Below are 23,908 nucleotides of genomic sequence, written 5' to 3'. Positions count from 1 at the left end.
TTTTGCAAACATTCGCAAAAATTAACATCCTGAGCTAAGAGAAAATTCAAATTTGTTTAATTATAGGCAACTTAATAAGTTAATGTATATTCTATTGATCCAAAAGATAACTAAAAACTTTAAACTCTCTATAAATAAATTAAAAAAATCTAATTTTTATGCTGCCAGTAATTTCCTTAATCATCACAGTTTACAATCGAGAAAATTATCTAAGATTAGCTATAGAAAGTGTTTTATCGCAAACGCGGCAAGACTTTGAACTGCTGATTTGGGATGATGGTTCCACAGATAATTCCCTAGCAATTGCCCGTGAGTATGAAGAGTGCGATCGCCGCGTGCGGGTAATATCAGGCAAAGATAACATGGGAGCAGCCAGAGCCTTAAAAGCTGCGATCGCTCAAACTCGTGGTAAATATATCGGTTGGGTAGATAGTGATGATTTACTAGCACCAACAGCACTAGCCGAAACAGCCACAGTGTTAGATGTTAAACCCGATATTGGCTGGGTTTACACTGACTATTTAGATATTGACGAAAACAATACAATCCTCAGCTATGGCTATCGTTGTCTTGTAGCTTATAGCCGTGAAGCACTGTTAAATCAGTTCATGACATTCCACTTTCGGCTAATTCGTCGTGAAGTCTTAGACTTAGTTGGGGAAATTGATGAGTCACTTGCAACAGTAGAAGATTACGATTTGTGTCTAAGACTTTCTGAAGTTGCAGAAGTTGAGCATATTTATAAACCCCTATACTACTATCGCACCCATCTAGAAAGCATATCGCGGCAACGACAACAAGAACAAATCAAGAACGCCCAACTAGCAATTCTCAAAGCACGACAACGCAGACAGCATCACAAACCAGAATTACAAAAAAAAGCCCTCATTCCTGGCAGCAAGATAAATTTTACTGCTATTTCCAAAGCTAAGAAGCAAACTTTTCCAAAATCTATCAAAACATTAGCATTAAGCAACATCGCATTGCTGTTATGCCTCCTACCTCTAACAGTCAAAGCGCAACAAACTATCACTCCTGCTAACGATGGTACAGGGACAACTGTTAACACTCAAGGTAACAATATTAATATTAGTGGTGGTAGTTTAAGTAGCGATAAGGCCAACCTTTTTCATAGTTTTAGCAAATTTGGTCTAGATGCTAACCAAACAGCTAACTTTTTATCGCAACCATCAATTCAAAACATCTTAGGTAGAGTCACAGGTGGCGAAGCATCAATAATTAACGGCATCATTCGCGTTAGTGGTGGGAATTCTAACTTATATTTAATCAACCCCGCAGGCATTATCTTTGGTGCTAATTCTAGTTTAAATGTACCTGCATCATTTACCGCTACCACAGCCACACGCCTCGGTTTTGGTAGTAATAACTGGTTAAATGCGGTTGGGACAAACGACTACAGCCAACTTATCGGCACACCCAATAGTTTCGCTTTTGATAGCAGTGTCGCTAGTGCCATTTTCAATCAAGGTAATTTGGCAGTGCCATCAGGGAATAATTTAAGTTTATTTGGCGGCACAGTCGTCAGTACAGGAACTTTGTCAGCGCCTAATGGTAACATCACAATTGCGGCTGTACCTGGCAGTAGTTTACTCAAATTGAGTATGGCGGGGAATCCTTTAAGTTTAGAAATTCAACCGCTGAATGCAACTAATAATAATTTGCCAGGGAATTCGTTACCAGCATTGTTGACTGGCGGTGGTGTTGGGAATGCTTCTGGTTTGGTGGTGAATAATGGTGAGGTAAAGTTAACTGGTTCTGGTTTGACGATTAGCAATGGTGATGTGGTAGTCAATCAAGCATCTGGAAAAAATGTTACCCTGGCTGCTAACCATAATTTAACACTACCAGAAAGTAAACTTTCCGCCACTAACAACTTAAATTTACTTGCTAAAGATACCGTCAGAGTTCGTGATAGTGTTGATAAAAATTTCTCAGCTACTGCTGGCAATAAACTCACAATTCAAGGTAATCAAGGCATTGATATTTTTGCAATTAATCACTTAGCTCAAACACCATTTATCAGTGGTGGTGATTTGACTTTAGTTAGTAACGGCAAGATTTTTTTAGACTCACATTTTGCCAGCGGTGGTAAATTTTCAATTCTCAACTCTCTAGGACAAGGTGCTGATTTCATCAGTTTAGTTGACCCCATTTTTAGTTCTAACCAAGATGTTACCTTTGGTAACTATACTGGCCCATCTTTAAAAGTAGAATCTCGTGGTAGTATCACGACTGGCGAAATTGTGATTACTGATGCAGATACCGCCCTTTCTAGTACTACTGCTGATGGTCAAATTTTGAGCAGTCAGCCAGCATTGATTTTACGAGCAGGTGTGAGCAGCTTACAAGAAGTTACTACTGGTAATCCCTCCAGTTTTATTACCAGCGGCTCTTTATTCACATCATCAGGCAGCACATCTTCACCGGGTAATGTGAATGTCACAGGTGATATTTCATTTAGTAATTATGGTGGCCCTGTAATTATTAGTGCAACAGGTAATATTACGACTCAAAATATTACTAGCCCTAATAATAATGATAATATTACCGGCCGAGTCGAACTCACCGCCGGAGGTAATATTAATACCACTGATATTACTACTGCTAGTAATGGAACAAGTGGTGCTGTGACTTTAACCGCAGGCGGTAGCATCATCACAGGTGAAATTGACACATCAGTATTCAGCAACTCTCCAACTTCTACAGCAGGTGCAGTTACACTCAGGGCAGGTACTAATGGAACATTTGGCAGAAATATTACCTTCAGTAGTATAAACACCCAAGCAACTGGTGTTGAAGGAGGTGGCGGCCGAGGCGGCGATGTCAATGTTTTAGCCTATGGATTGGTCAGAGGCACAGGCAGAATTTTTAATGGTGACAGTCCAGATACAATTAACACTACTGGTGGTACTACTTCAGGCTCAATCACAATTCAACATGATGGCGGGCCAAATAACGTCCCATTTATTGTAGGCGATTCCACTACTAATGGTACAGACGGAAATATTGTCAGAAATAATACGCCAACAACTGTTAATTCTTTTCCAGTTTTACCCAATGGTGGCACAGTAACAGATTCAGGTAATGGCACTAATTTCACTTCCATTAATACACCACCCACAATTACAATCGATTCACTGTTTTCCACAGTCCTAAATCAATCTATAACTTTTACATTTGGGTCTTTAAACCCAATTACCAGTGATGTAAATAATGACAATCTCACAATAATTTTTGATGCAATTTCATCAGGTACTTTAACTTTCCAAGATGGTACACCAGTGACTTCCGGCAGTGTTCTTACTTCTAGTACAGTATTAGTGTATACACCACCTGCGAATTCTAGCGGTGTGATTCCGGCTTTCACTGTGAGAGCCAGTGATGTTGTTTCTCAGTCAGCGCCTCAACAAGTAAACATCACTATTACTCCACCACAATGTACTATTCTGTGTGTACAACCTCCACAACCTCCAGAACCTCCAAAAACTCCACCAACTGATACCGATTTTCCTCAAGATGAAAAGTTTACAGATCAGGTGGGAACATACTTAGGAGAAGGTAAACAGCCAATTAAGGGTATCAAGGAAGCGCGAGAGATTCTGACTAACATTGAAGCTTCTACAGGTGCGAAACCTGCCCTAATTTACGTTTCTTTTGTACCTGCAACTATCAAACCCACTGCCCAATTACCCATTATCGGTCAAGATAACGACGTTTTAGAATTGGTGGTGGTGACAGCTAAAGGTGAACCAATTCGGCAAGTATTAACAAATGTGACGCGATCGCAAGTTCTCACAGCCAGCCGCCAATTAACTAGTGCAGTCACAGACCCAGCACTGCGCCGCACCTATATCAAGCCGGCTCAACAACTATACAATTGGCTAATTGCACCGATTGAATCTAACCTCAAAACACGAGAAATCAATAATTTAGTGTTTCTCATGGATACGGGATTACGCGCTATGCCCGTAGCCGCACTTTATGATGGTCAACAATATCTGGTAGAGCGTTATAGCGTCGGTTTAATGCCGAGTCTCAGCCTGACAGACACCAAATATGTCGATATTAGAAAAGCTAAAGTTTTGGGAATGGGCGCATCTCAATTCATGAATCTAGACCCATTACCAGCAGTCCCCACAGAATTAACTACTATCGAGAAAATCTGGCCTGGTAAAGCCTTTTTAAACGAAGCCTTTACTTTGAAAAATCTTAAAGCTCAACGACAAGAAACACCCTACGGAATTGTTCACCTCGCCACCCACGGCGAATTTAGAAAAGGTGCGCCCGGTAACTCTTATATTCAATTATGGGATAGCCAACTGAGAATGGATCAGATGCGCCAACTTGGCTGGAATAACCCATCTGTAGAACTAGTAGTACTGAGTGCTTGTCGCACAGCCTTGGGTGATGAAGACGCAGAACTAGGTTTTGCTGGCTTTGCAGTCCAAGCTGGTGCTAAGTCTGCATTGGCGAGTTTATGGTATGTCTCCGATGAAGGTACATTTAGTTTAATGACCGAGTTTTACGAGAAGCTGAAACAAGCCCCCATAAAAGCTGAAGCTCTCCGCCAAGCACAAATAGCCATGATCAAAGGAGAAGTCCGCCTAGAAAACGGTCAACTGAAAACGTCTCATGGTGATTTACCTCTACCACCCGTTTTATTAGAACTCGGAGACAAAAACCTAACTCATCCCTATTTCTGGTCAGCTTTTACCATGATTGGTAATCCTTGGTAAGCGGGTTTGCGGTCAAGTTGTGCTGGAGAACTTAAAAATCTTTGCTTGACTATGCCTGTGTGACAAACCTGTGGCTGCTGAATAGGGTATTCAATTACAAATTCTGCTCCCTTCCCTGGCTGGGAAATACACTGCAAACTACCGCAGTGTAGTTTAGTGATATTGCTAATGTAAATTTTTTCGGTTGTTATCTAACAATAAAAACCCAGTTTCTATCAGAAACTGGGTTTTTATCATCTAATTAATGTAAATTATTACAAAGCAACACTCAAGAAACCGCTTTCGATTAAATAAGCTGTGTAGGTCATAAACAACTTAGAATCGATTGGCGGACAAGAAATAGAACTACCTGCTAAGGCTTTAACAGTTGCTTCACAGCTAATTTTTGGTCTTCTAGCTTGCAGATACAAATCAGGAATTGTGAGTTGTTCTTCCGACCAGCGTTCTAGTAAAAATGGACGCAGAGTATATAAAGGATTATCTGGAGAAGCAGCATTTTTAATTAACTCTGCTTGCCATTCATCGTAGGGTAGCATTTGTACAGGATAACCAAAAGAACTAACCCAATCAACTAATACTTTTAGAGACACAGGGTTGGGATGTTGTAAGTGGAAAGCTTTACCTATTGATTCTGGCTGCATGGACAGATAGACAATAGCTTTACTTACATAGTCTACAGGAGACATATCCAACATATACTCTACATCTGGGAAGCTACCCATTTGCAGACAACCCTTGACCATCAAGTTGATGAAGTCGTGGGTATTACCGATACCTGTATTGCTATCTCCGGCGATTAATGGTGGTCTGTGGATTGTAACAGGTAAACCGCGATCGCTGGCAATTTTCACCAACTTTTCAGCCACCCATTTTGTTTGCGAGTAACCAAGGAAAATTCCTTCCCAGTGGCTAAAATCATCATCTTCTTTGACCACCTTACCAGCATAAACAGGTGATTCAAAGACAGCCACGCTAGAAACGTAATGTACAGGCTTGACTTTGATTTGACAAGCCAATCTCAATATTTCTTGAGTACCTAAAACGTTAGCGGTTTTCAGTGCTGAGTAGGGATAAACATAGTTCAACAAAGCAGCACTGTGATAGATGGTGTCAATGTTGGTAGCTAAAGCTTGGAATAGTTCTGCGCCTAGTCCTAACAGAGGTTGAGACAAATCACCAATGACGGGAATAATGCGAGGATCTAACTCATCCTGACCAATTCCATACTGTTCCAGGTTCTTATGTAGCTTGTTTTTACCTTCCTGGAGGCTGCTTGCGCGTACCAAACAATACAATTCTGCATCGGTTTGTTCTAGCAGTTCCCGAATGATGAAAGCACCTAAAAAGCCAGTAGAACCTGTCAAGAAGATTTTCTTGGGTTTGTCTACAGGTGTGTAAACAGCAGCACCAGGATGAATTGTGGGGTCAAGGACTACTTCGGCTTGTAAATCAAGAGTGGGAATTTCTGCGATCGCATTGCCACCTGTTTGTTTTACAATCCCTGTATCCTGCCCATCAGATTGTTCTACTAATTCCTCAGCTAAACGCTCTGACAAAGATGCAATATTGGGATAATGCCACAACAACAAAGGTGATGGTTGAAAACCCAGCAATTCCTCTAACTTACTTACTAGAGTCATCGCTTGTGCTGAGTCTAAACCGTAGTTTTCTAGATTTTCGTGGATATCAACTTCATCAGTTTCTACACCCAGTAACTCAGCTAGGTGAGACACCATCCACGCTTGAATATCTGCTGCGCTATAAGACATTGTTACCTCTTAAAATTATTGACATTCTGGACGATACTGAGTGTAGTAATCGGGTATTTGCAAACCTTGAATTTTTAAATTTTGGATGCGATATAAAAATGCCGCGCCCTTCATAATATGGTCAGCAATATCTACAACTGTGCGATTTTGTGGTTCAGCTAAATAAGAACCACGCACCCAATCATTAAAACCACCCATCGCCGGGCCGCACCAAATTTGATAATCAACTTCTCGACCTTTTTCACCAGCAGTTGACCAACGAGAAGATAAGCCTAAATACCAACGGAAAATCAAAGCCATCTTCAACTTAGGATTATTCACAGCTTTACCCAATTTTTCAGGATTTTTCTGTGATAAATAAGCAGCCGTTCCTTCCCAAGCCTCAGCAATAGTTTTTCGGAAAACTTGTTTTTCTAACTTCTCTCTTTCTGCCGCAGGAATTTCTTCAATTGAGTTATAAGTGCGGTACAATTCATACAATTTTTGCGCTCGCATGGGGAACATCGTACCCCGTTTCAGCACTTGTACCTTCACACCCATTTCAAACATATCGCCTGCGGGAGCCATAGTAACATCAGCCATTTCCGCTTGCGCCAATAGTTTTTTAGTATGCTCACAAGCACCAGATTCAACACAAGCTTGATTGATGGAACCAGTAACTACATAAGCAGCACCCATCATAAAAGCTGCCAAGGCTGATTCTGGGGTAGCAATTCCACCTGCTGCACCGACTCTAATTGGTTGGGGATAATGATATTTTGCTTGAATTTCATCCCTTAAAGCAATTAGTGAAGGAAGCAAACAAATCAAAGGACGGTTATCAGTATGTCCGCCAGAATCAGCCTCCACAGTAATATCATCAGCCATTGGTACGTTCGCTGCAAGTTTAGCTTGCAACTCAGTAATTAAACCTTGTTCCAGCAATTCTTTGATAATTTTGGCTGGTGCTGGCTGCATAAATTTACTCGCAACTTCTCGGCGAGAAATTTTAGCAATAACTTTATTTTTGATTTCAATTTGATTAGCATTATTTAAACTTAATCCAGCAACTCGGTAATAAACAATGTTGGGAGTTAAGTCTAAAAATGCTGAAGCTTCAACAATTCTGACACCATATTTTAAATATAAATCCACAGCCCGGCGTTCAATAGCCATATCATTAGGGCTGTGAATTAAATTAAAAGCGTAAGGGCCATTGGGTAAAGCTTGTTGAATTTGTTGAATTGCTGATTCTATTCTTTCTGGCGTTAAACCCCCAGCACCAAAGGAACCTAAAATTTTCTCTTTTCCTAAAGCAATGACTAATTCTTCGGAAGCGATACCGCCAGCCATTGCGCCAGTCATATAGGCATATTTTACACAATAGCAAGAGAGAAAACTGGGGTCGCCTAATTGTTGTAGAGAAATTGGCGCAAGGGAGGCGATTAATTCTAATTGGGAAGTTGGGTTATTTTCAACAGGATATAAATATCCTTCATTTGTAACGCCAATTTTACCTGCAATTTTGACAAAATAGCAAGGTTTATCTAATAGCAGTAATTTATTTTTAATAGCTTGCTGTTCAAAAGATATTGTTTCTAAATTACCTTTCCAAACAAGATTATGATTGTAGTTGTAGGCTGGAAATTTTAAGCCATTATCTTGGGTGCTGAGTGGCATATCGAAGGTAGTCACAGTAGTTATCCCTCGGATTGTTAACTATTTGATTACTAACTGTTTACTTAGCAAAAGTCCGATATCTTGTGAATCTTAAAATAGACTTGTTGCAAATCTTTGCGCCTTTGCGCCTTTGCGCGAACATTTAAATCTAGGAAAGGTCTAAGAATAAAGTGTAAAACCTTATCCTTAAACCATGAGGTAACGTGCATTCAAGCTTATTCTTTGAGCAAATCTTCCGCGCAAACTAATTGCAATTGAATAATTTCACGCATCTGCTTGCTAAAATCTTGCCGCGCTTGTAAGAAAGCTGTATGTGCTTGAGTTATTCGAGCATTATTAGCATTCAGCTTTTGACAGTGAGAGGTATTTAACTCCAGCATTCTGATTAGGGTATCTAAATCTTGATTGGTAGCAGATGCTTGTGTCGGTGTGGCGATTAACTCAGAAGATTCTACTTTTTCTTCTGCTGCAAAACCGTGTTCAATGATATTTTTCATTGAAACTTCTGCATTTTGAGTCAAAATATCATTGCCTAAGATTTTATGAGTATCTTGCAGCGATTTGATGATATCAATTTCATCAGGCAATGGTATATTTGAATGCAGAGCTTTTCCTGGTAAATCTTGGAAAAGTTTGCGGTTTTCTTCGGTCAAAATACTAGCAGAGATTGATTCACCACCGACGGTAACAGTGCGTAAGGTGGCTTTATTTTGTTTGGGCGCAGGTGTGAGATTGTATAGTGGTGATAAATCTACAGCTACGCGATGGCTGAGAAGTTTTGCTAGTGCTTTGACAATGGTAGTGTGGTCATCCATACCCCGACGGTTGAGGGATACGGTGATGTGGTCTTTATCTTCGAGAATTTTATCAATCCAGCGTGAACATACACCACCCGCACCAGCTTCGATAAAGATTCTTGCACCGTCGTCGTGGAGGCGGTTAACTAGGCGAGGAAAGTCTAATTGTTGGCAAAGTCCGGTGGCGATGCTCTGAGCGATCGCCCCACTCTCTAGTACAATAGGCTGATATTCAGCCGCAGAATAAAAGGTGACACCTGCTAGATTCTGGGATGGTAGAGTATTTAATTTAACTAACTCCCCATACTCCGATCGCATCGTTTCACAATGGATAACGTGATCGAAAGGAGCCACGAAAGAATTACAACCCAAGGCTGCAATGACTCGCTTACAAGCAGCTGGCTCACCAGCAATTAAGACTTCTTCCGGTGTATTAATTTGTGTGAGATAGACTTGTGGCTCGTTTTTGATAGCTTCCTGTACTTGTTCAGGACTCGCCATCAAAACGAAGTTACCCCAAAAGCTTTTATCTAAATTATCTGTGTTTGGCAAACCCCAAAACTCACGTACCGCATTTTTCGGCCCAGATAACCTATTTCCAAACAACGCCGAGGAATTGAAGGAGTTACTACCTTGAAAGAAATCACTCCAAACTCCTTGGGCTACCATCATGCTCGTTTCACCCAAGCTGTAACCAAACACATACTTCGGCTTGAGTTGAAAGTCATCACGAATAACTGTGGTAAGCAGTCTGGTGAAGAACATTTCCGCTTCAAACATTGCTAGGGAATCATCTAGCAATTGCTTTTCTAAAGTCTCTATTTGTCTGAGAGATAACTTACTCAAACTTCTAGGAAATACTCTTCGTTCTACATCCGCCGCCCGCTTGTGCAGACTCTTCACCATGTGGTCGTTGAAGATTCGGGGGAATAGGCGGAAGAGATTTCGACCCATACCTACATAAGAATTCACCGCCGCCGGATACATATAAGCAATCTCACCATGCTTTCCGAGAGGCTTGGGTGTGAAATAACTACCTACAGGTGTTTGCCAGTCTGTACCTTTTTCAAACGCCGTTTTGACACCCTTACGCGCTGACTCAATTTCTTTGAGGAGTTCTTTTCTGTTCCGTCCGTTAATAGCAATGGCGTATTGCGCTTGAGGGTTGGCTTTGTATGTAGCAAAGGCTTGACTAGCACACTCTGATAAAGAAGAACTAGCTTCAATGCTCTTTTGCAAACTATCTAGAGCCGCAAAAATACTATCTTTGTCGTTAGCTGTTATCGGGAACAGATGATATGGCATTTGCTCCAGATATCGGCTAGGGCGTTCTTCTTGTGTAGGGTCTTCTGAGATAATCACATGGGCAAAAGTCCCATCACAACCAAGACCGTTAATGGCAGCTATCCGACGGTCAGAGTCTTTACCCAAGAACCAAGGACGAGATTCTGTAGCCACATAAAAAGGACTACCTTCCCATTGTTGTGGTACTTTCACACCAGACCAGTTAGGCGTACCAGGGATGTAGCGGTAGTAAAGACACAATGCTGTTTTGATTAAGCTGGCAATTCCCGAAGCTACTTGAGTGTGTCCAATATTGGTTTTGACGCTACCGATAGCACTGTGCAAACCATGACCTACCGATGGATATGCTTGCAATAAACCAGTGATTTCAGCTTCGTCTTCTTGGGGAATACCACTAGCGCAAACTTCTACATAGTTCACCTGAGAAGGTTGTACACCTGCACAGTGAAAGGCTTCGTTAGCTGAGTTAATAAGAGATTGTCCGATACTGATAGCATCAATAGTGGCATAAATGCGATCGCCATTCTCTTGTGCCACATCGTAACGTTTGAGAACGACTACACCAGCACCTTCACCCACCGTCCAACCGTTGGCTTTTTGGTCAAAACTCAACGTATTGACACCAGTGTTAATCTTGGCGGTTTGATTGCGTAACAACACATTCTCTACACCACCAGCCAAATCAACAGCACCAACAATGGCTGCGTCTGCTTCGCCAGTCATTAGTAGCATTTGCGCTACTTCCAAAGCTTTGAAAGCCGAAGTCTCGACAGCCGTGAGGGTGAAAGCAGGCCCGGTAAAGTTCCACAGCGAGGAAATGCGACTCGCCATGATGTTAGCGATATAGCTTAAGTATTCACCAATCTCTACTTGTTGGTGAACGCCATCTTTAACGATGGTTTCTAATTGAGAAATCTTTTCCGGTGGTAAGGTAATTTCCGCCGCGTTCAAACCATCTTTGACTTGCCAAGACAAATCCCATCTTTGCTGTAGTTGGTGGACAGATAACTCTGTTTCAGCTGCAATAATTACTGCGACATTACCACCTTCTGGTAGGTTCGCATCTTTGATGGCGCGTTCTGCAACCTTCAACAGTAACAACTGTTGAGGGTTCATTTTTTCGACTTCGTTAGGAGGAATCTTATAGGCTAATGTATCAATTTCAAAGTCTTTGATATATGCTCCGACGGGGGGTTTACCTTCAACTAAACCGTAGTCTTGGAGTAAGTCTTTTTCTGTATTGATGCCATACCATCTTTTTTCGGGTAGAGGTATGAAGTGTTGTTTACCGTCATAAATACTGCGTTCAAAAGCATCTAGGCCATTGCACTCGCCAAAGAAGGCATCCATGCCAATAATGGCAATTTTGTTTTTATTATCTTGTGTCATTACTGAGTACCTAAAATGAATTTAAACGAACCGCAAAGAACGCAAAGAGCGCGAAGGAAAGAGGAAATAACGAACCACAGAGGCACAGAGAACACAGAGTTAGAGAGAAGATAAGTAGTTTTATAGACTCACGCGAAAAACCTCTAAAACTCTTATTTCTTTGTGTCCTTTGCGTCCTTTGCGGTTTTCTCTAAAATGATGTGGGAGTTAGTTCCACCAAACCCAAAGGCACTTAAGGCTACGCGTTTAGTCGAATTATTGTTAGGCCAAGGTGTTGTAGTTTTGACAATATTTTTAGAGGAAATGACAGTATTTTCTGCACCAATGGGTTCATCAATATTAATCGTGGGCGGAATCACACCATGATTCAGGCTGTAAATTGCTTTGGTTAAGCCCACCATGCCAGCGCCTACTAACAAATGTCCGACATTTGATTTAGCTGAACCGACTAATGGTGATGCTTGATGTTCACCAAAAAAGCTTTCTACAGAACTACATTCGGTGGTATCGCCTAAGAGTGTGCCTGTAGCGTGACACTCTAGGTAATCAATGTCTTTGGGGCTGATTTGGGCTTCTTGATAAGCTCGTTCGTAAGCTAATATTTGTCCTTTAGCATTGGGGCTGAGTAAGTGTTTGCCTCTACCATCGTTGGAGAGTCCATTACCGCAAACAGTGGCGAGGATATTATCACCATCTCTGACAGCATCACTGTAGCGTTTGAGAACTACCATACCGATACCTTCGGAAGTTACTAAGCCGCGTGATGCTTTATCTAGGGGGCGGCTAATTCCGTTTTCTGGATATCCTTGAATACCGGAAAAGAGCATTCGTAAGAATAGAGGATCAGAACAACTAATTGCACCAGCCAGCATTAAGTCGGCTTTGCGTGTCTGTAAATAGTGCGATGCTAGTTTGATAGAGTAAAAGGCTGATGAACAAGCTGCATCTATACAGAAGTGAGTGCCTGATAAGGAGAGCGATTGAGCGATGAGGGCGGCTGGTAGACCTGATATCATCGCGTTGTAGGGCGATGGTTTGGTGGTTGGGGGGATGGCTGCTAAATGGAAATCTTGGTCTTGGAGAAGTTGAGCGATCGCACCATCAATTGTGCGGCGATAAATGGGGGATAATAGTTGATTGGAAAGTTTTGTCGGTAGGGAGAGGGTTCCTAAAATTACGCCGCATTTGGCGAGGGCTTGTTGATTACCTAAATAGCCGCTATGTTGCACAGCTTGTTTTGCTGCGTACAGTGACCATTTAAAGGTGTTGTCTAAGCTATTTACTAAGGTTGGTGGTAAATTATATTCGCTGGGATCGAATTGAAAGTTGCGAATAAATCCACCTTGGAGGAAGTAAATTTTTTCCGGTTTGCCTTTAGCAGAGTCGTAAAATATTGTGGGATCAACGCCAATTTCGGTGAGTGTAACTTCTGAGGTTGAGCTTTTTTGGTCGGTGATGTTCTGCCAAAATTGTTCGGGATTGTTCGCGTCGGGAAATAGGCAGGATATACCGATAATGGCTATTTTTTCCACTGTTGTTGTCCTCGTTGGGGTGGGCTTTTGGATTTACGATGTTCCCCGGAGTGGAAATTTGTTTCGCGCAAAGGCGCAGAGGCGCGGAGAGAGACTAATATTGCTATTTTAAACGCAGATAATTCTCCGCGAAACTTTGTCTTGAAAAGTTTGCTCAACGGGGGGAACCCCCGCACGCAACTTTTCGCTGCGTTTACCTCCGCGAAACTCTGCGTTTATATGTTAATTATTTGTTCATCATTCTCATTGGCCAAATGACTGCTTTGGCTCCGAGAATGCGAGAGTAGATTTTACCTTCAAGGTCGTGGATGTAGTAGTCGGCGGTTACGCCTGTGGCTGTTTTTGCTTTGACTTCGCAGGAAACGTAGAAGGGTTCATCGCAGGGTAAGGCGCGGAATTGTTCGGAGTGAGTTAGTTGTCCTGGTAAGCAAATTTCTTGATGGAAATGGTTGAGCCAAATCCATAGGGGTTGTGTACTTAAGTCGTTGGAGTATGGGTTGTGCCAGTTAACAGGAAATTGCCCTTGTTTTTGAGCAGAAATTGAAGCCCAATAGCATTCGGCGGTGATTTTTTCGGGGGTAATGTTGATGACTTTGGTAATTTTTTGGAATGCTGGGCCGTGGAATAATGAGGAGCTATCTTTTTGATAAAAGTCTGTGCCAGTGGCGGTGATGATGTTATCTTCGGTGAAGTTTACTGATTCGTAAATGGGGGCTTCTGGCATTTTCCGCACGATTTTGATTTGGGCGCGGAAGTGATAATGAGTTTTGCCTTCGGGTGTTTTGCTTAAGATTGTGGTTTGTAATTCGACAAATTCAGATTCGCTTTTGGCAAGTTCTTGAATTTCCAGAATGTGTTCGCTGACATTAGAATTGGCGAAGGTAATTCCTTTAAGAACTTTGAATTCTTTACAACTTAAATAGCGATAACCTGGATGCAATTCTTCACAAGCGTTAATCATCCAAGACATGGCGCAGGTGGCTGGTAATACGGGAGAACCAGCGATGACATGATCATATAAGAAGGGGTTTGCTTCTAAAACAATACGGCGACGAATGCGATAGCTTTTGAGTTCTGCATCTAAGGGTGCGGGTGGGCGAATCGTGGGGCTACCGATAACTACTTGGGTGGAGTCATGGTGTGCGGGATGCAGTTCATTAACTAACATTTGTGTGCCGATATCTACGGGGATGATATCAATTCCGCGTTCGGCAAAGGCTTTTTTGAGTTCTGGTGTCACCATACCGCTATCCCAGCCGCCCCAGTTGATTGCAACTACGTGACAATTGGGATGGTTTTGTTTGAATAGATGCGCTGATTTGTTGAGAATTTCGTTAGCGATCGCATAATCTGATTGCCCAATATTCCCATAAAATCCAGTTACGGAGGAGAACAATACTAATTGTTCTAGTTGATTAGGGTTAACACAATTCAGTAAATTTTCTAATCCTTGAACTTTGGCTGTATAAACTTTTTCAAAGTCTTGGTCGGTTTTCTTTTCGATTAATTTATCAGCTAAGTTACCAGCACCGTGAATAATACCAGTAATTGCGCCTGTACGTGCAACTGTGGCTGCTAGTTTTTGTTGTAATTCAGCAACATTTGTGACATCAGTACTCAGATATTCAACTTTTGCACCTGTGGCTTGAATTTCTGCTAGTGTCTGTTTAATTTCGCGGCTGGAAGCAATTTTGTTATATATTTTCTGCACACTCATGGGTGTAGGCTTCTCACCTTGAGCGAGAAGATTTTCCATGATGCGTTTTTTTAATGCAGCATCTTCAAAACAATCTTTGGCGAATTCTGGTTCGTTTTCTAAAATTTCGGAACGACCGAGCAGAATAAATGTACAAGGTTGTTGTTGTGCGAGTTTTTTAACGCAGAGGGAGGTGATTCCTTTCGCACCGCCACTGACAAGAAATACTGATGAGAAACGAACCTGAGTTGCTGTGGTCATATTTATTTTGAAGTTGAGAATTTATTTAAACGAACCGCAAAGGACGCAAAGGAGAGGCAGCGCGTTGGGCGGGTTTCCCGACTTGAAGCGACTGCCGTCACAAAGTAAAGAGAGTTTAAAAGGTTCCGCGCACTCTTCTCCGCGCCTCTGCGTCTCTGCGTGAGGCTTTTACTTAATCACGGAAGCCTTCAAAGTAACTCGCCCTTGGGAACCGTAACCCACTTCATTGATATAAAGATTCGAGTCACACAGTTCGGCAATAATATGTTCAGCCGATTTTTGTGCATCTATCGCTGGACTCAAATCAATTGAGCGAGCAAATACTTTTGGCCATTCCCATCTCAGGGTTTTTGTGAGTCCAAATAAACCACCCGCGATCGCTCCATAATTGGTGTTATGCTCTAACCCAAATGCTCCATCTAAGCGAACAACTGTTAGGAAAGAACTGCGGGTATAATTGGCGGTTTCGGTGAGGGATTTCTTCAAGTGTTTAGCTACAAAGAAGATGTGCTTAACTATCGCTTTGTCCTGTTCTACAGCCTGGGGATGGATATGAATGAAGCTACCAATTGTGCCAATATTAGTTGCGATCGCGGATAATTTATGTTGGAGTAATTCTTCACTCATATCTGCAAGGGTGATGCGTTCTACGCCAGCAGGTAAGGGTGCTTGTTGCGCGATGATAGCTTGGGGGAAGCTTAATACTACTACTTTCCAACCGCGATCGCACAGTGTTTGTACTACGTGGGAGGTGGTGAGGGAGCCATCATCTGTGATTAAGCAGATGTGTCCCTCTGGTAAACTGAACTCTAAGCTGTCGGGTAGCGGGAGGATTTTGAGTTGCGCGGGACGACGCGCAACGTTTTCGATTACTTGGACTGGCTGGAAGTCCCAGTTAGAATCAGGCTTTTTTTTTTCACCCGCAACTAGGCGTTGCAGATACTCAACTATTTGACCGATGGTTCGTAAGTCGCCTAAATCTTCGACGTTTGGCTTGGGTAGGTTGGGATACGTTTCTTGCATTGCTCCCAGAATTTCTACCCGTTTGATGGAGTCGATACCTAAGTCGGCTTCCATGTCCATTTCGAGTTCCAGCATCTCGACTGGGTAGCCAGTTTTATCGCTAGTAATATTTAGCAGTGTTTGGGCGATATCTGCGTAATCTGTAGTATCTTCTACAGTTTCTGCGACTAGAGTTTCAGCAATTACTACTGGTTCAGGTGCAGTTGCTACAGGAACTAAGGGTAAGGTAGTGACTGGCATTTCTGGCAATGCTGGCGCGGGTAACACTGCAACTCCGACACTAGGATTTCCCGAAGCATTAGATTGCAGATATGTAATGATGTCGCCGATGCTGCGTTTTTCTGCCAGTTCTTCTAAGTTGGGCTTGGGTAAGTTAGGATACATTTCTTGTAATCCACCCAAGATTTCAACTCGTTTGATGGAGTCAATACCCAAGTCGGCTTCCATGTCCATCTCTAATTCGAGCATTTCGACTGGGTAGCCAGTTTTATCGCTGATAATAGCCAGCAGATTTTTGTCTAAGTCAGAGACATCAACCGCAGGTGTAGCTACGATGGGTGCGCTAATTACTGCTACAGGTTGAGGTGTCGGAATTTGGACTACTGGTGCAGGTGTTTCAACTACCGATGCTGGAGTGAAAGCAACAGGTTCAATTATGGGTGTTGGTGCAACTGGTGTTTCAATTACAGGTGCGGGAGTGAAAGCAACAGGTTGAGGTACTGGTGCGACTGGTGTCTCAATTACAGGTGCAGGTGCAACTGCTACAGGCTGGGGTGCGGGTGCAACTGGCATTTCAACAGGTTTAGCATGACCGTTACCATTACCGTTTTTCGCTACAGGCTCAACTACTGGAGTTGGTGCAACAATTTTAGTGGTTGTAGGTACGGGTGTATCGCTGGCTGGGATACTTGTTGCTTCAACTGCAACACCACCAGCAATCAACTGTGAATATTGTTGCTGAATCAGATTGAAGAAGTTTTTGGCGTATTCTACTTGTTCCAGAAGATATTGTTCATGGATGCGGAGGGTTTCACCTTGTTGGTTGTGAAACTGTATCATACTGCGTTCTACACCTTCCATGACAACTAGCTTCAGTTGCGCTACCTCTTGGGAAGACTTGGCGTTAGCGAACAAAGCGTTTTGCTGCTGCATGAGTTGGAAGAATGCTTTAGTGTATTCCATCTGATGGTTGAGGTACTGACCGTGAGTTTGTAAATTATCAGATTGATTCTTTTGGAATTGGGTCAGCAGATACTCTAAGCTTTCTAGCATTCGCTGGTAATTTACCAAGTTTTCAGGTGTTGGCATATCAGTTTCCTGGGCTAGTTGATTAGAAAGGATCACAGGATTCATTTCTAGTTCTGGAGTTGGTTCGGTGATGATACTAGTGATAGGAGTAACTTCGGGTGCTGGTTCCGGTTTGATTATTTCTTGAAGACTTACACCTGAACCCTCTAAAACTCTTATTTCTTCTTCGTGTCCTTCGCGCCCTTTGCGGTTCGTTTCAGAAAATTCGGGGGCGCTGACAACTGGCGCAGATGCAGCAGGTAATGAAACCTTATGTCCATTCTGCAAAGCTTCTTGGAAGCCGTTTCTAGTTTTTTCCGAAACGTAGTTAATACCGTTGAGACGCACACTCAAGGTTTTCTTCTTCTCAGCCGGAGGTAGTACAGGCTGAACTTGATAAGGGTCAAGATTCTTCAACTGCATACCAATGACGCGCATTTGTACTGCTGCTTCCCGCAGAGAACGATCGCTATTCTTCTGAGTGCTGGGATTCAACGCGACGGTAATATGAGGGCGATCGCCTAAAATATCCTTAACTAAGTTAGTCAAAATTCGTTTTGGCCCAAATTCCACGAAGCAAGAACCACCAGCCGCGTAGATATTTTCAATTTCCTGTTTAAACAGCACCGAACTTGCCAGGTGTGTTTCCAGGATGCGCTGCATTCCGGTAGGATCTTGTGGATAAGGCTTACCAGTAACATTGCTGAATACTGGAGTTGTTGCGGTATTGAATTTGACTGATTTAGTAGCGATCGCAAATGACTTCTGGGCAAACGCAATCAGCGAAGTGTGGAAGGCTGCGGAAACAGGCAACGGTACAGCCGCATAACCTTGTTCTTGCAAAGTCTGACGCACTTTAGCGATTTCTGCGGTCGGCCCTGCCAACACCACCTGAGTCGGCGAATTGAAGTTAGCAATGGATACTTGCGGATAATGCTTCAGTATCGGCTCAATTTTGTTGATGTCTTCTTTGACAGCCAACATTGTACCTGCATCATGGTCTGGGTCTTCTGGCGCAGCCATCGCTTGACCCCTAGCTTTCACCAAGAACAAGTAATCTTGCTCACTTAATACACCCGCAGCCCACAATGCTGTTAATTCACCAAAACTGTGTCCGGCTACGAAATCAGATTTGAAACCAGCTTTTTGCAGAATGGAATACAACCCAGCACTGAATACCCCAATTGCAGGTTGAGCGTATTCTGTACGTTGTAGTGCTGCAACTTGCGCGTTTTTCTCTGCTTCTTCAAAGGTTGGGCGCGGGAAGACAATTTCCGAGAGAGGCTGCAAGTTATCTTTGAGTAACAAGCTATCCATGTAACCATGCAAACGCTGCATCTCAGGGAAGTTCATCACTAATTCCCGACCCATTTCTAGGTATTGGGAACCTTGACCAGAGAACAAGGCAACAACTTTACCGCCTAGTTCCATACCGGAGGCGCGGTAGTAAATACCTTGAGGATGTTCCCAAGATGCAACTCCGCCTTTAAGTTTCAACCAGTCGATGCTGGTTTGCAGCAACTTGCAAGCTTCTTGCAAATTCTCAGCGACAAACCCAACCCTCGCGGCAGTTTGGGGAATTTCTAAAGATTGACTATCTTGCACCAACTGAGAAAAATGTCTCTCAGCACCTTCTGATTGCAACTTCCATAAATCTGCTTCGCACTTACTGAGTAGTTGCGCTGGGTTCTCAGCAAACAGCAGAATTTCTTGGGGTGTGCTGTGTATCCGGTAAGGTTGGTTTTGTCCCGCTTCGTATTCTTCTAAAACTACGTGGTAGTTTGTCCCACCAAATCCGAAGGAACTTACACCCGCACGTCTTGGTGCGTCCCCTTCCGCACGTATCCAAGGTCTTGTTTCAGTATTGAGATAAAATGCCGAGTTGTTAATGTCGAGTTTGGGGTTCGGCTCGGTAATGTTAATAGTTGGCGGTAAAATTTTGTGATGCAGTGCCAAAGCAGTTTTAATTAAACTTGCCGCACCCGCAGCCGCCTTGGTGTGTCCGATTTGAGATTTCACACTACCCAAAGCGATGTGTTGCCGTTTCTGGTCGTATTCGCCAAAGAAGTCTCTTAAAGAACCGAATTCAGTGGGGTCGCCAGCCATTGTGCCAGTACCGTGGGCTTCCATCAGACCAACGGTAGCAGGAGAGAAACCAGCATCTTCGTAAGCGCGGCGTAAGGCGGTTACTTGACCTTCTTTGCGAGGTGCATAAATACTCTTGTAGCGGCCATCGCTGGAAGTACCAATACCTTTAATTACAGCGTAAATTTTATCGTTGTCTCTTTCAGCATCTTCTAGACGCTTGAGAACAATCATCCCGATACCTTCACCTAGCATCATCCCATCAGACTTAGCATCGAAAGGTTTCACGCTTTCGCTAGGAGAAACCGCCGGGGTTTTGCTGAAAGAAATGTAAGCCATGATGGTGTTGTCTGTATCCACACCACCAGTCAGCATCATGTCAGCGCGATGTTCGACTAGTTCACTAATAGCTAATTTCAACGCACCGAAGGAACTAGCACAAGCCGCATCAACTACACAGTTAATCCCGCCAAAGTTCAAACGGTTGGCGATGCGTCCAGCCACGACGTTAGCCAGCATTCCAGGGAAGGCGTTTTCGTCCCACTTGACGTAAGCTGCTTTAATTTTGTCAACGATTTTTTTGGTATCTTCGTCAGACAAACCACTGCTTTTGAGAACTTTTTCCCAAATCGGATATTCTAACCGTGCAGCCAGTGGCATTCCCAACTGTTTAGCCATAGCTACACCGAGAACTACCCCGATAGTTTCGCGGCTAAATTCGCGTGACTCCCCATAACCAGCATCTTCCATTGCTTCTTTCGCAATTACCAAACTTAATAGCTGGGAAACATCAGTTACTTCTAAAATGCTAGGTGGAATCCCAAATTCCATCGGGTTAAAATCAACCTCTGGAATAAAACCACCGCGTTTACAATAGGTTTTATCTTCTGGGGTTCTGGGGTTGGGGTCGTAATAATCTTCTACGCTCCAGTGAGAGGAAGGTACATCAGTAATACAATCGATTTTGTTAATGATATTTTGCCAATATTCCCGCAAGTTTCTGGCTTTCGCAAATAACGAAGCCATGCCAACAATGGCTATAGGATTTTGTTGCAGTTGTCTATTAATTTTGTTAATCGACATTGGTGTATCTGTCGTCATTTTTTTTCCCTCTATAAACCTAATTAAAGCCTTTTCACAACTGTTGATCTGGGCTTCTAATTCCGCCAAAGCAGTATCAATTGAATAAGCAGACATAGGACATAGACAGTTTTTAATTACTGTGGATTCTGAAGCTACAGTAGTCTTTGTTACCCGTCAAAAAGTATCTGTCTGTTGTGACAAGCAACTAGCTATCCTATGCGTGAAGGCTAAATGCTTTTTTCCTAACAAACACTACACAATACAAATAAAGGTGAAGAATTACAGCAGGAGGCAGAAGGCAGAAGGAAAGAATAATTGATATTTCTCCCATCTTTTCCACTCCCTATTCCCTACTTCATACTTCACACTTCTCTTGATATTGTGGTAGCAAGTCAATAACGTTGTTGAAACTGGTAAAATAATCTTGAAGCGCGTTAGCAGCTTGACCAGTGAATTCAAGCCATTCGTAATGGTAGAAGTTTTGCGTAATTGTATCTAACTGGAACACTGGAAACTTAGGAGTAGCTATTAGGACAGAAACGCTTTTTTCTCCCAAGCTCGTTTGATTATCTAGCTTAACAGCAGCAACGTAGCTGGTATTAATGACAACGTTCTGTATCTTAATAAATGCCATAGCCAGTTTCAACGTCCAGGATAATATATTGTACGAAATTCGACCCAGAAAAGCTGACAAGTTCGTTACCGAAAGAACATCACCTCTACTTTGAATTTCATAGCGATTTGACAAAAATACTCAACATTTACAAGGTGATGGTGATGCGACTTTGTATAGTAGGTTTCTCATCTTCAAGGGCGATAATTGTGTTCTGTTTCCGTTCCGCTTTGAAGAGGTGAATTAATAAAAAGAATAGCACACTTCACACAAACTAAATCATTTCTTCAAGGGATTTTAAGAAAAAAATCTGGCTTTTGGCTGATGTCAATGTTAAACAAAATGTGCCATACAAGTATATTTGATAACTCATATTTAGTAATGAATAATTTGTGCGATCGCGCTTTCTATCCCAGATACAGCTTAATTTATTAGCTATTCTAAAAATCAAGGTACTTAGTAGAAAATTATTGAACAAATACATCAGCATATATCTCGTTATTTCAACAGAACATCATAATCTGAGCTAACTTTTTGATGAATTTTAAAAATAAGGCAAAAACTAACACCAAGAAGTTATGAATCAAGCAAATATTAAATGTTTGGAAAGTACAGCATAAACAATCTATTGATGACATTTCACGGATTGCAAACATTTAAAGGCTTGTAACAAATATCTGCTAAAAATGTTACATAAGATGTGTCCCAGATACCCGACTTCTTTAAAGAATTCGGGTATCTAACCTCTCACTCATATTTAACGGTAAGTAATAGACAGAATGAAATGTAAGGCAAATCAAAGAAAACTGCTTGTTATCAAAAACTTTCTTCTCCTGCCTTCTACCCCCTGCCTTCTATTTATCAAACGCTCAACATTTTTTTTGCTGGCTTGCTAGTCCATTGCTGCCAACGCATCACGCCGCGACTGACTAATGACGGGGTTTCATCGCCGATAAAACAGATGCGTCCCAATCTTTCGCAAGCAATCAAGATTTCACCATGTCCCATAAACGGAGCAATCACAAAATTATTAGGACTGGTGTAGAAATTGATTAAGTAATTCACAATACCTTCAACACCTTCGATGTGAATTGGTGATTGTGGTTTAGCAATTAGATGATGAGAAAAAATGCCTATGTAAAGGTTATTTACTAACAACTCATATTGAAACGGCATTTTGTTATTTCTATAAAATTCATAAATTTGTCCTTCAGAACGGAGGACAGCCACAACTCTGGCTTCGTCTACTAAATAATTATGTTGCCATGTAGAGGATACAGTAGCGATCGCCAGTGCTGCATCTGAAGGTAACAGATTGCGAAACTGTGAAGTGTAAGTATCGCCACAATAAACCAAATGTCTCCCTAGCATCCATTCTTCACCAACTTTGATCACAGGTTCTAAATTAGCTTTTGGCTGCTCAATTACTTGTTCTACCTGGCGTTGCACCTTTTTCATCGCTAATTTTGCTTCTCGCTCCGCCATAGCACTTTTAAAAGCTAATATCTGTAACTCTTTTTGCTTTCTTGTGGCTTCTGCAATTAATTGAGTTTGCTGGGCTGTAGTTTGTTTATCTCCCTGCTGTTGGGCTAACTCCACAGCCTTTTGTGCTGTTTCGGCTAAGGTGCGCTCTTCACTCCCAGCCCTAGCGATTTTCAGTAAGATCGTAGGACTATCAGCTAGAGGTGTACCCTTAATCATCTCTTTGACATCTGGATGGATACTTTTCGCAATTTGTTTCCCATGCTGAAAAGTTCGTTCAGAGTAGCCAACTTCTTTAGCTAACTCAATAGTTCTTTTGGGAGGTGGTGAAATAATTTCACCACCTTTGAGAGTATGCTGGTTATCCCCAGGTTTCGCCCGCAACCCCATCCGTTCTAAAATCTGGTCACGTTCTAACCACAGTTCCGAACGTTCTAAGGGTTCTAGCTCATTACGAATCAAGTTTTCGTCAATTTCCGCCAGCCGTGCTTGGTCAGCGTCTTGATAGTTAACAACATTACATTCAATAGCTTCTAGCCCCAAAAGCTTACAAGCTGTGAGCCGATGCAGCCCAGCAATTAAGTTCAAATTCTGATCTACCGTGATGGGGTTTAATAAGCCATTCGCCTTAATGGAGTCTTTTAACTCATTAACTTTATTAGCATTGACAGGACGGCGATTAGAACCTATATGAATTTGATTTACAGAAATTGCAGGCATAATTACTGTTTTTATATAACTTCAGTTAAAACACCCAAGATAACACGCAAAATCAAGATGAAACATTTTAGTTAGTGAGTCTAAATCTATAATTTTGTTCCTGAAGTAGATGAAAAGTGATGAAGATTACAGAATTGAGGTGATAGGTTACAGGTTACAAAATAATTGTTGCGTTTATGTATTAAGTTTTAAAGATGAATGTTTAGTTATTCAATAAATTAAAAGTATTGTATATGACACATTATTGGTAATAAAAAAAGAATGCCGATGCTCATAACCTATAACCTCTAACCTGTCACCTTTCCCTATAGTCATTAAAAGCTAACTTAAGCAATGTAAATTGGTTGACAAGATTAAAGTGCTTTGCAATAATTGGACACAGTTTATCCAGTTTTCCTAAACGCTTCATTTGAGTAAATTTAAATTTTTTGGTTAGCACTATCGTATTTT

General features: G+C 42.0%; 9 protein-coding genes. 1 reads left to right on the top strand and 8 read right to left on the bottom strand.

The features are described 5' to 3' along the window. The first annotated feature begins 158 nt into the window (after positions 1-158). The gene (locus AC504W_RS05645; protein WP_494876713.1) at positions 159-4,757 is read left to right on the top strand and encodes a CHAT domain-containing protein; all 4,599 of its coding nucleotides are present in this window, start codon (positions 159-161) and stop codon (positions 4,755-4,757) included. Between the two features lie 254 nt (positions 4,758-5,011). Here the strand turns inward: AC504W_RS05645 and AC504W_RS05640 are convergent, their stop codons facing one another. From AC504W_RS05640 to AC504W_RS05605, 8 genes are all read right to left on the bottom strand, one after another. Next, on the bottom strand, positions 5,012-6,526 hold the full coding sequence (locus tag AC504W_RS05640; RefSeq protein ID WP_494876712.1) for a thioester reductase domain-containing protein: 1,515 nt from the start codon (positions 6,524-6,526) through the stop codon (positions 5,012-5,014). 15 nt (positions 6,527-6,541) lie between these two features. Then, positions 6,542-8,185 (bottom strand): PfaD family polyunsaturated fatty acid/polyketide biosynthesis protein, encoded by a 1,644-nt coding sequence (locus AC504W_RS05635; protein WP_494878575.1) that lies wholly within the window; start codon positions 8,183-8,185, stop codon positions 6,542-6,544. Positions 8,186-8,400: 215 nt separating this feature from the next. Next, on the bottom strand, positions 8,401-11,676 hold the full coding sequence (locus tag AC504W_RS05630; RefSeq protein ID WP_494876710.1) for a PfaB family protein: 3,276 nt from the start codon (positions 11,674-11,676) through the stop codon (positions 8,401-8,403). Between the two features lie 152 nt (positions 11,677-11,828). Continuing rightward, a complete protein-coding gene (locus AC504W_RS05625; protein WP_494876709.1) occupies positions 11,829-13,208 on the bottom strand; it encodes a beta-ketoacyl [acyl carrier protein] synthase domain-containing protein in 1,380 nt (459 codons plus the stop codon). Between the two features lie 226 nt (positions 13,209-13,434). Continuing rightward, positions 13,435-15,165 (bottom strand): SDR family NAD(P)-dependent oxidoreductase, encoded by a 1,731-nt coding sequence (locus AC504W_RS05620; protein ID WP_494876708.1) that lies wholly within the window; start codon positions 15,163-15,165, stop codon positions 13,435-13,437. Between the two features lie 168 nt (positions 15,166-15,333). Beyond that, entirely contained in the window at positions 15,334-20,757 is a 5,424-nt protein-coding gene (locus AC504W_RS05615; RefSeq protein WP_494876706.1) for a beta-ketoacyl synthase N-terminal-like domain-containing protein, read from the bottom strand. Between the two features lie 241 nt (positions 20,758-20,998). Next, entirely contained in the window at positions 20,999-21,277 is a 279-nt protein-coding gene (locus tag AC504W_RS05610) for a hypothetical protein (RefSeq protein ID WP_015111629.1), read from the bottom strand. An 840-nt stretch (positions 21,278-22,117) separates the two neighbouring features. After that, complete coding sequence (locus AC504W_RS05605; RefSeq protein WP_494876705.1) at positions 22,118-23,458, bottom strand: ParB N-terminal domain-containing protein; 1,341 nt, start codon at positions 23,456-23,458, stop codon at positions 22,118-22,120. Positions 23,459-23,908: the final 450 nt, after the last annotated feature.

It is taken from the genome of Nostoc sp. C96 (assembly GCF_059384975.1).
This window is presented reverse-complemented; position numbering and strand designations above follow the sequence as displayed.

Bases quoted from the DNA above. Each gene is read 5' to 3' on its own strand.
- AC504W_RS05645 (WP_494876713.1), top strand. From the start codon at position 159: ATGCTGCCAGTAATTTCCTTAATCATCACAGTTTACAATCGAGAAAAT.
- AC504W_RS05640 (WP_494876712.1), bottom strand. From the start codon at position 6,526: ATGTCTTATAGCGCAGCAGATATTCAAGCGTGGATGGTGTCTCACCTA.
- AC504W_RS05635 (WP_494878575.1), bottom strand. From the start codon at position 8,185: ATGCCACTCAGCACCCAAGATAATGGCTTAAAATTTCCAGCCTACAAC.
- AC504W_RS05630 (WP_494876710.1), bottom strand. From the start codon at position 11,676: ATGACACAAGATAATAAAAACAAAATTGCCATTATTGGCATGGATGCC.
- AC504W_RS05620 (WP_494876708.1), bottom strand. From the start codon at position 15,165: ATGACCACAGCAACTCAGGTTCGTTTCTCATCAGTATTTCTTGTCAGT.
- AC504W_RS05615 (WP_494876706.1), bottom strand. From the start codon at position 20,757: ATGTCTGCTTATTCAATTGATACTGCTTTGGCGGAATTAGAAGCCCAG.
- AC504W_RS05610 (WP_015111629.1), bottom strand. From the start codon at position 21,277: ATGGCATTTATTAAGATACAGAACGTTGTCATTAATACCAGCTACGTT.
- AC504W_RS05605 (WP_494876705.1), bottom strand. From the start codon at position 23,458: ATGCCTGCAATTTCTGTAAATCAAATTCATATAGGTTCTAATCGCCGT.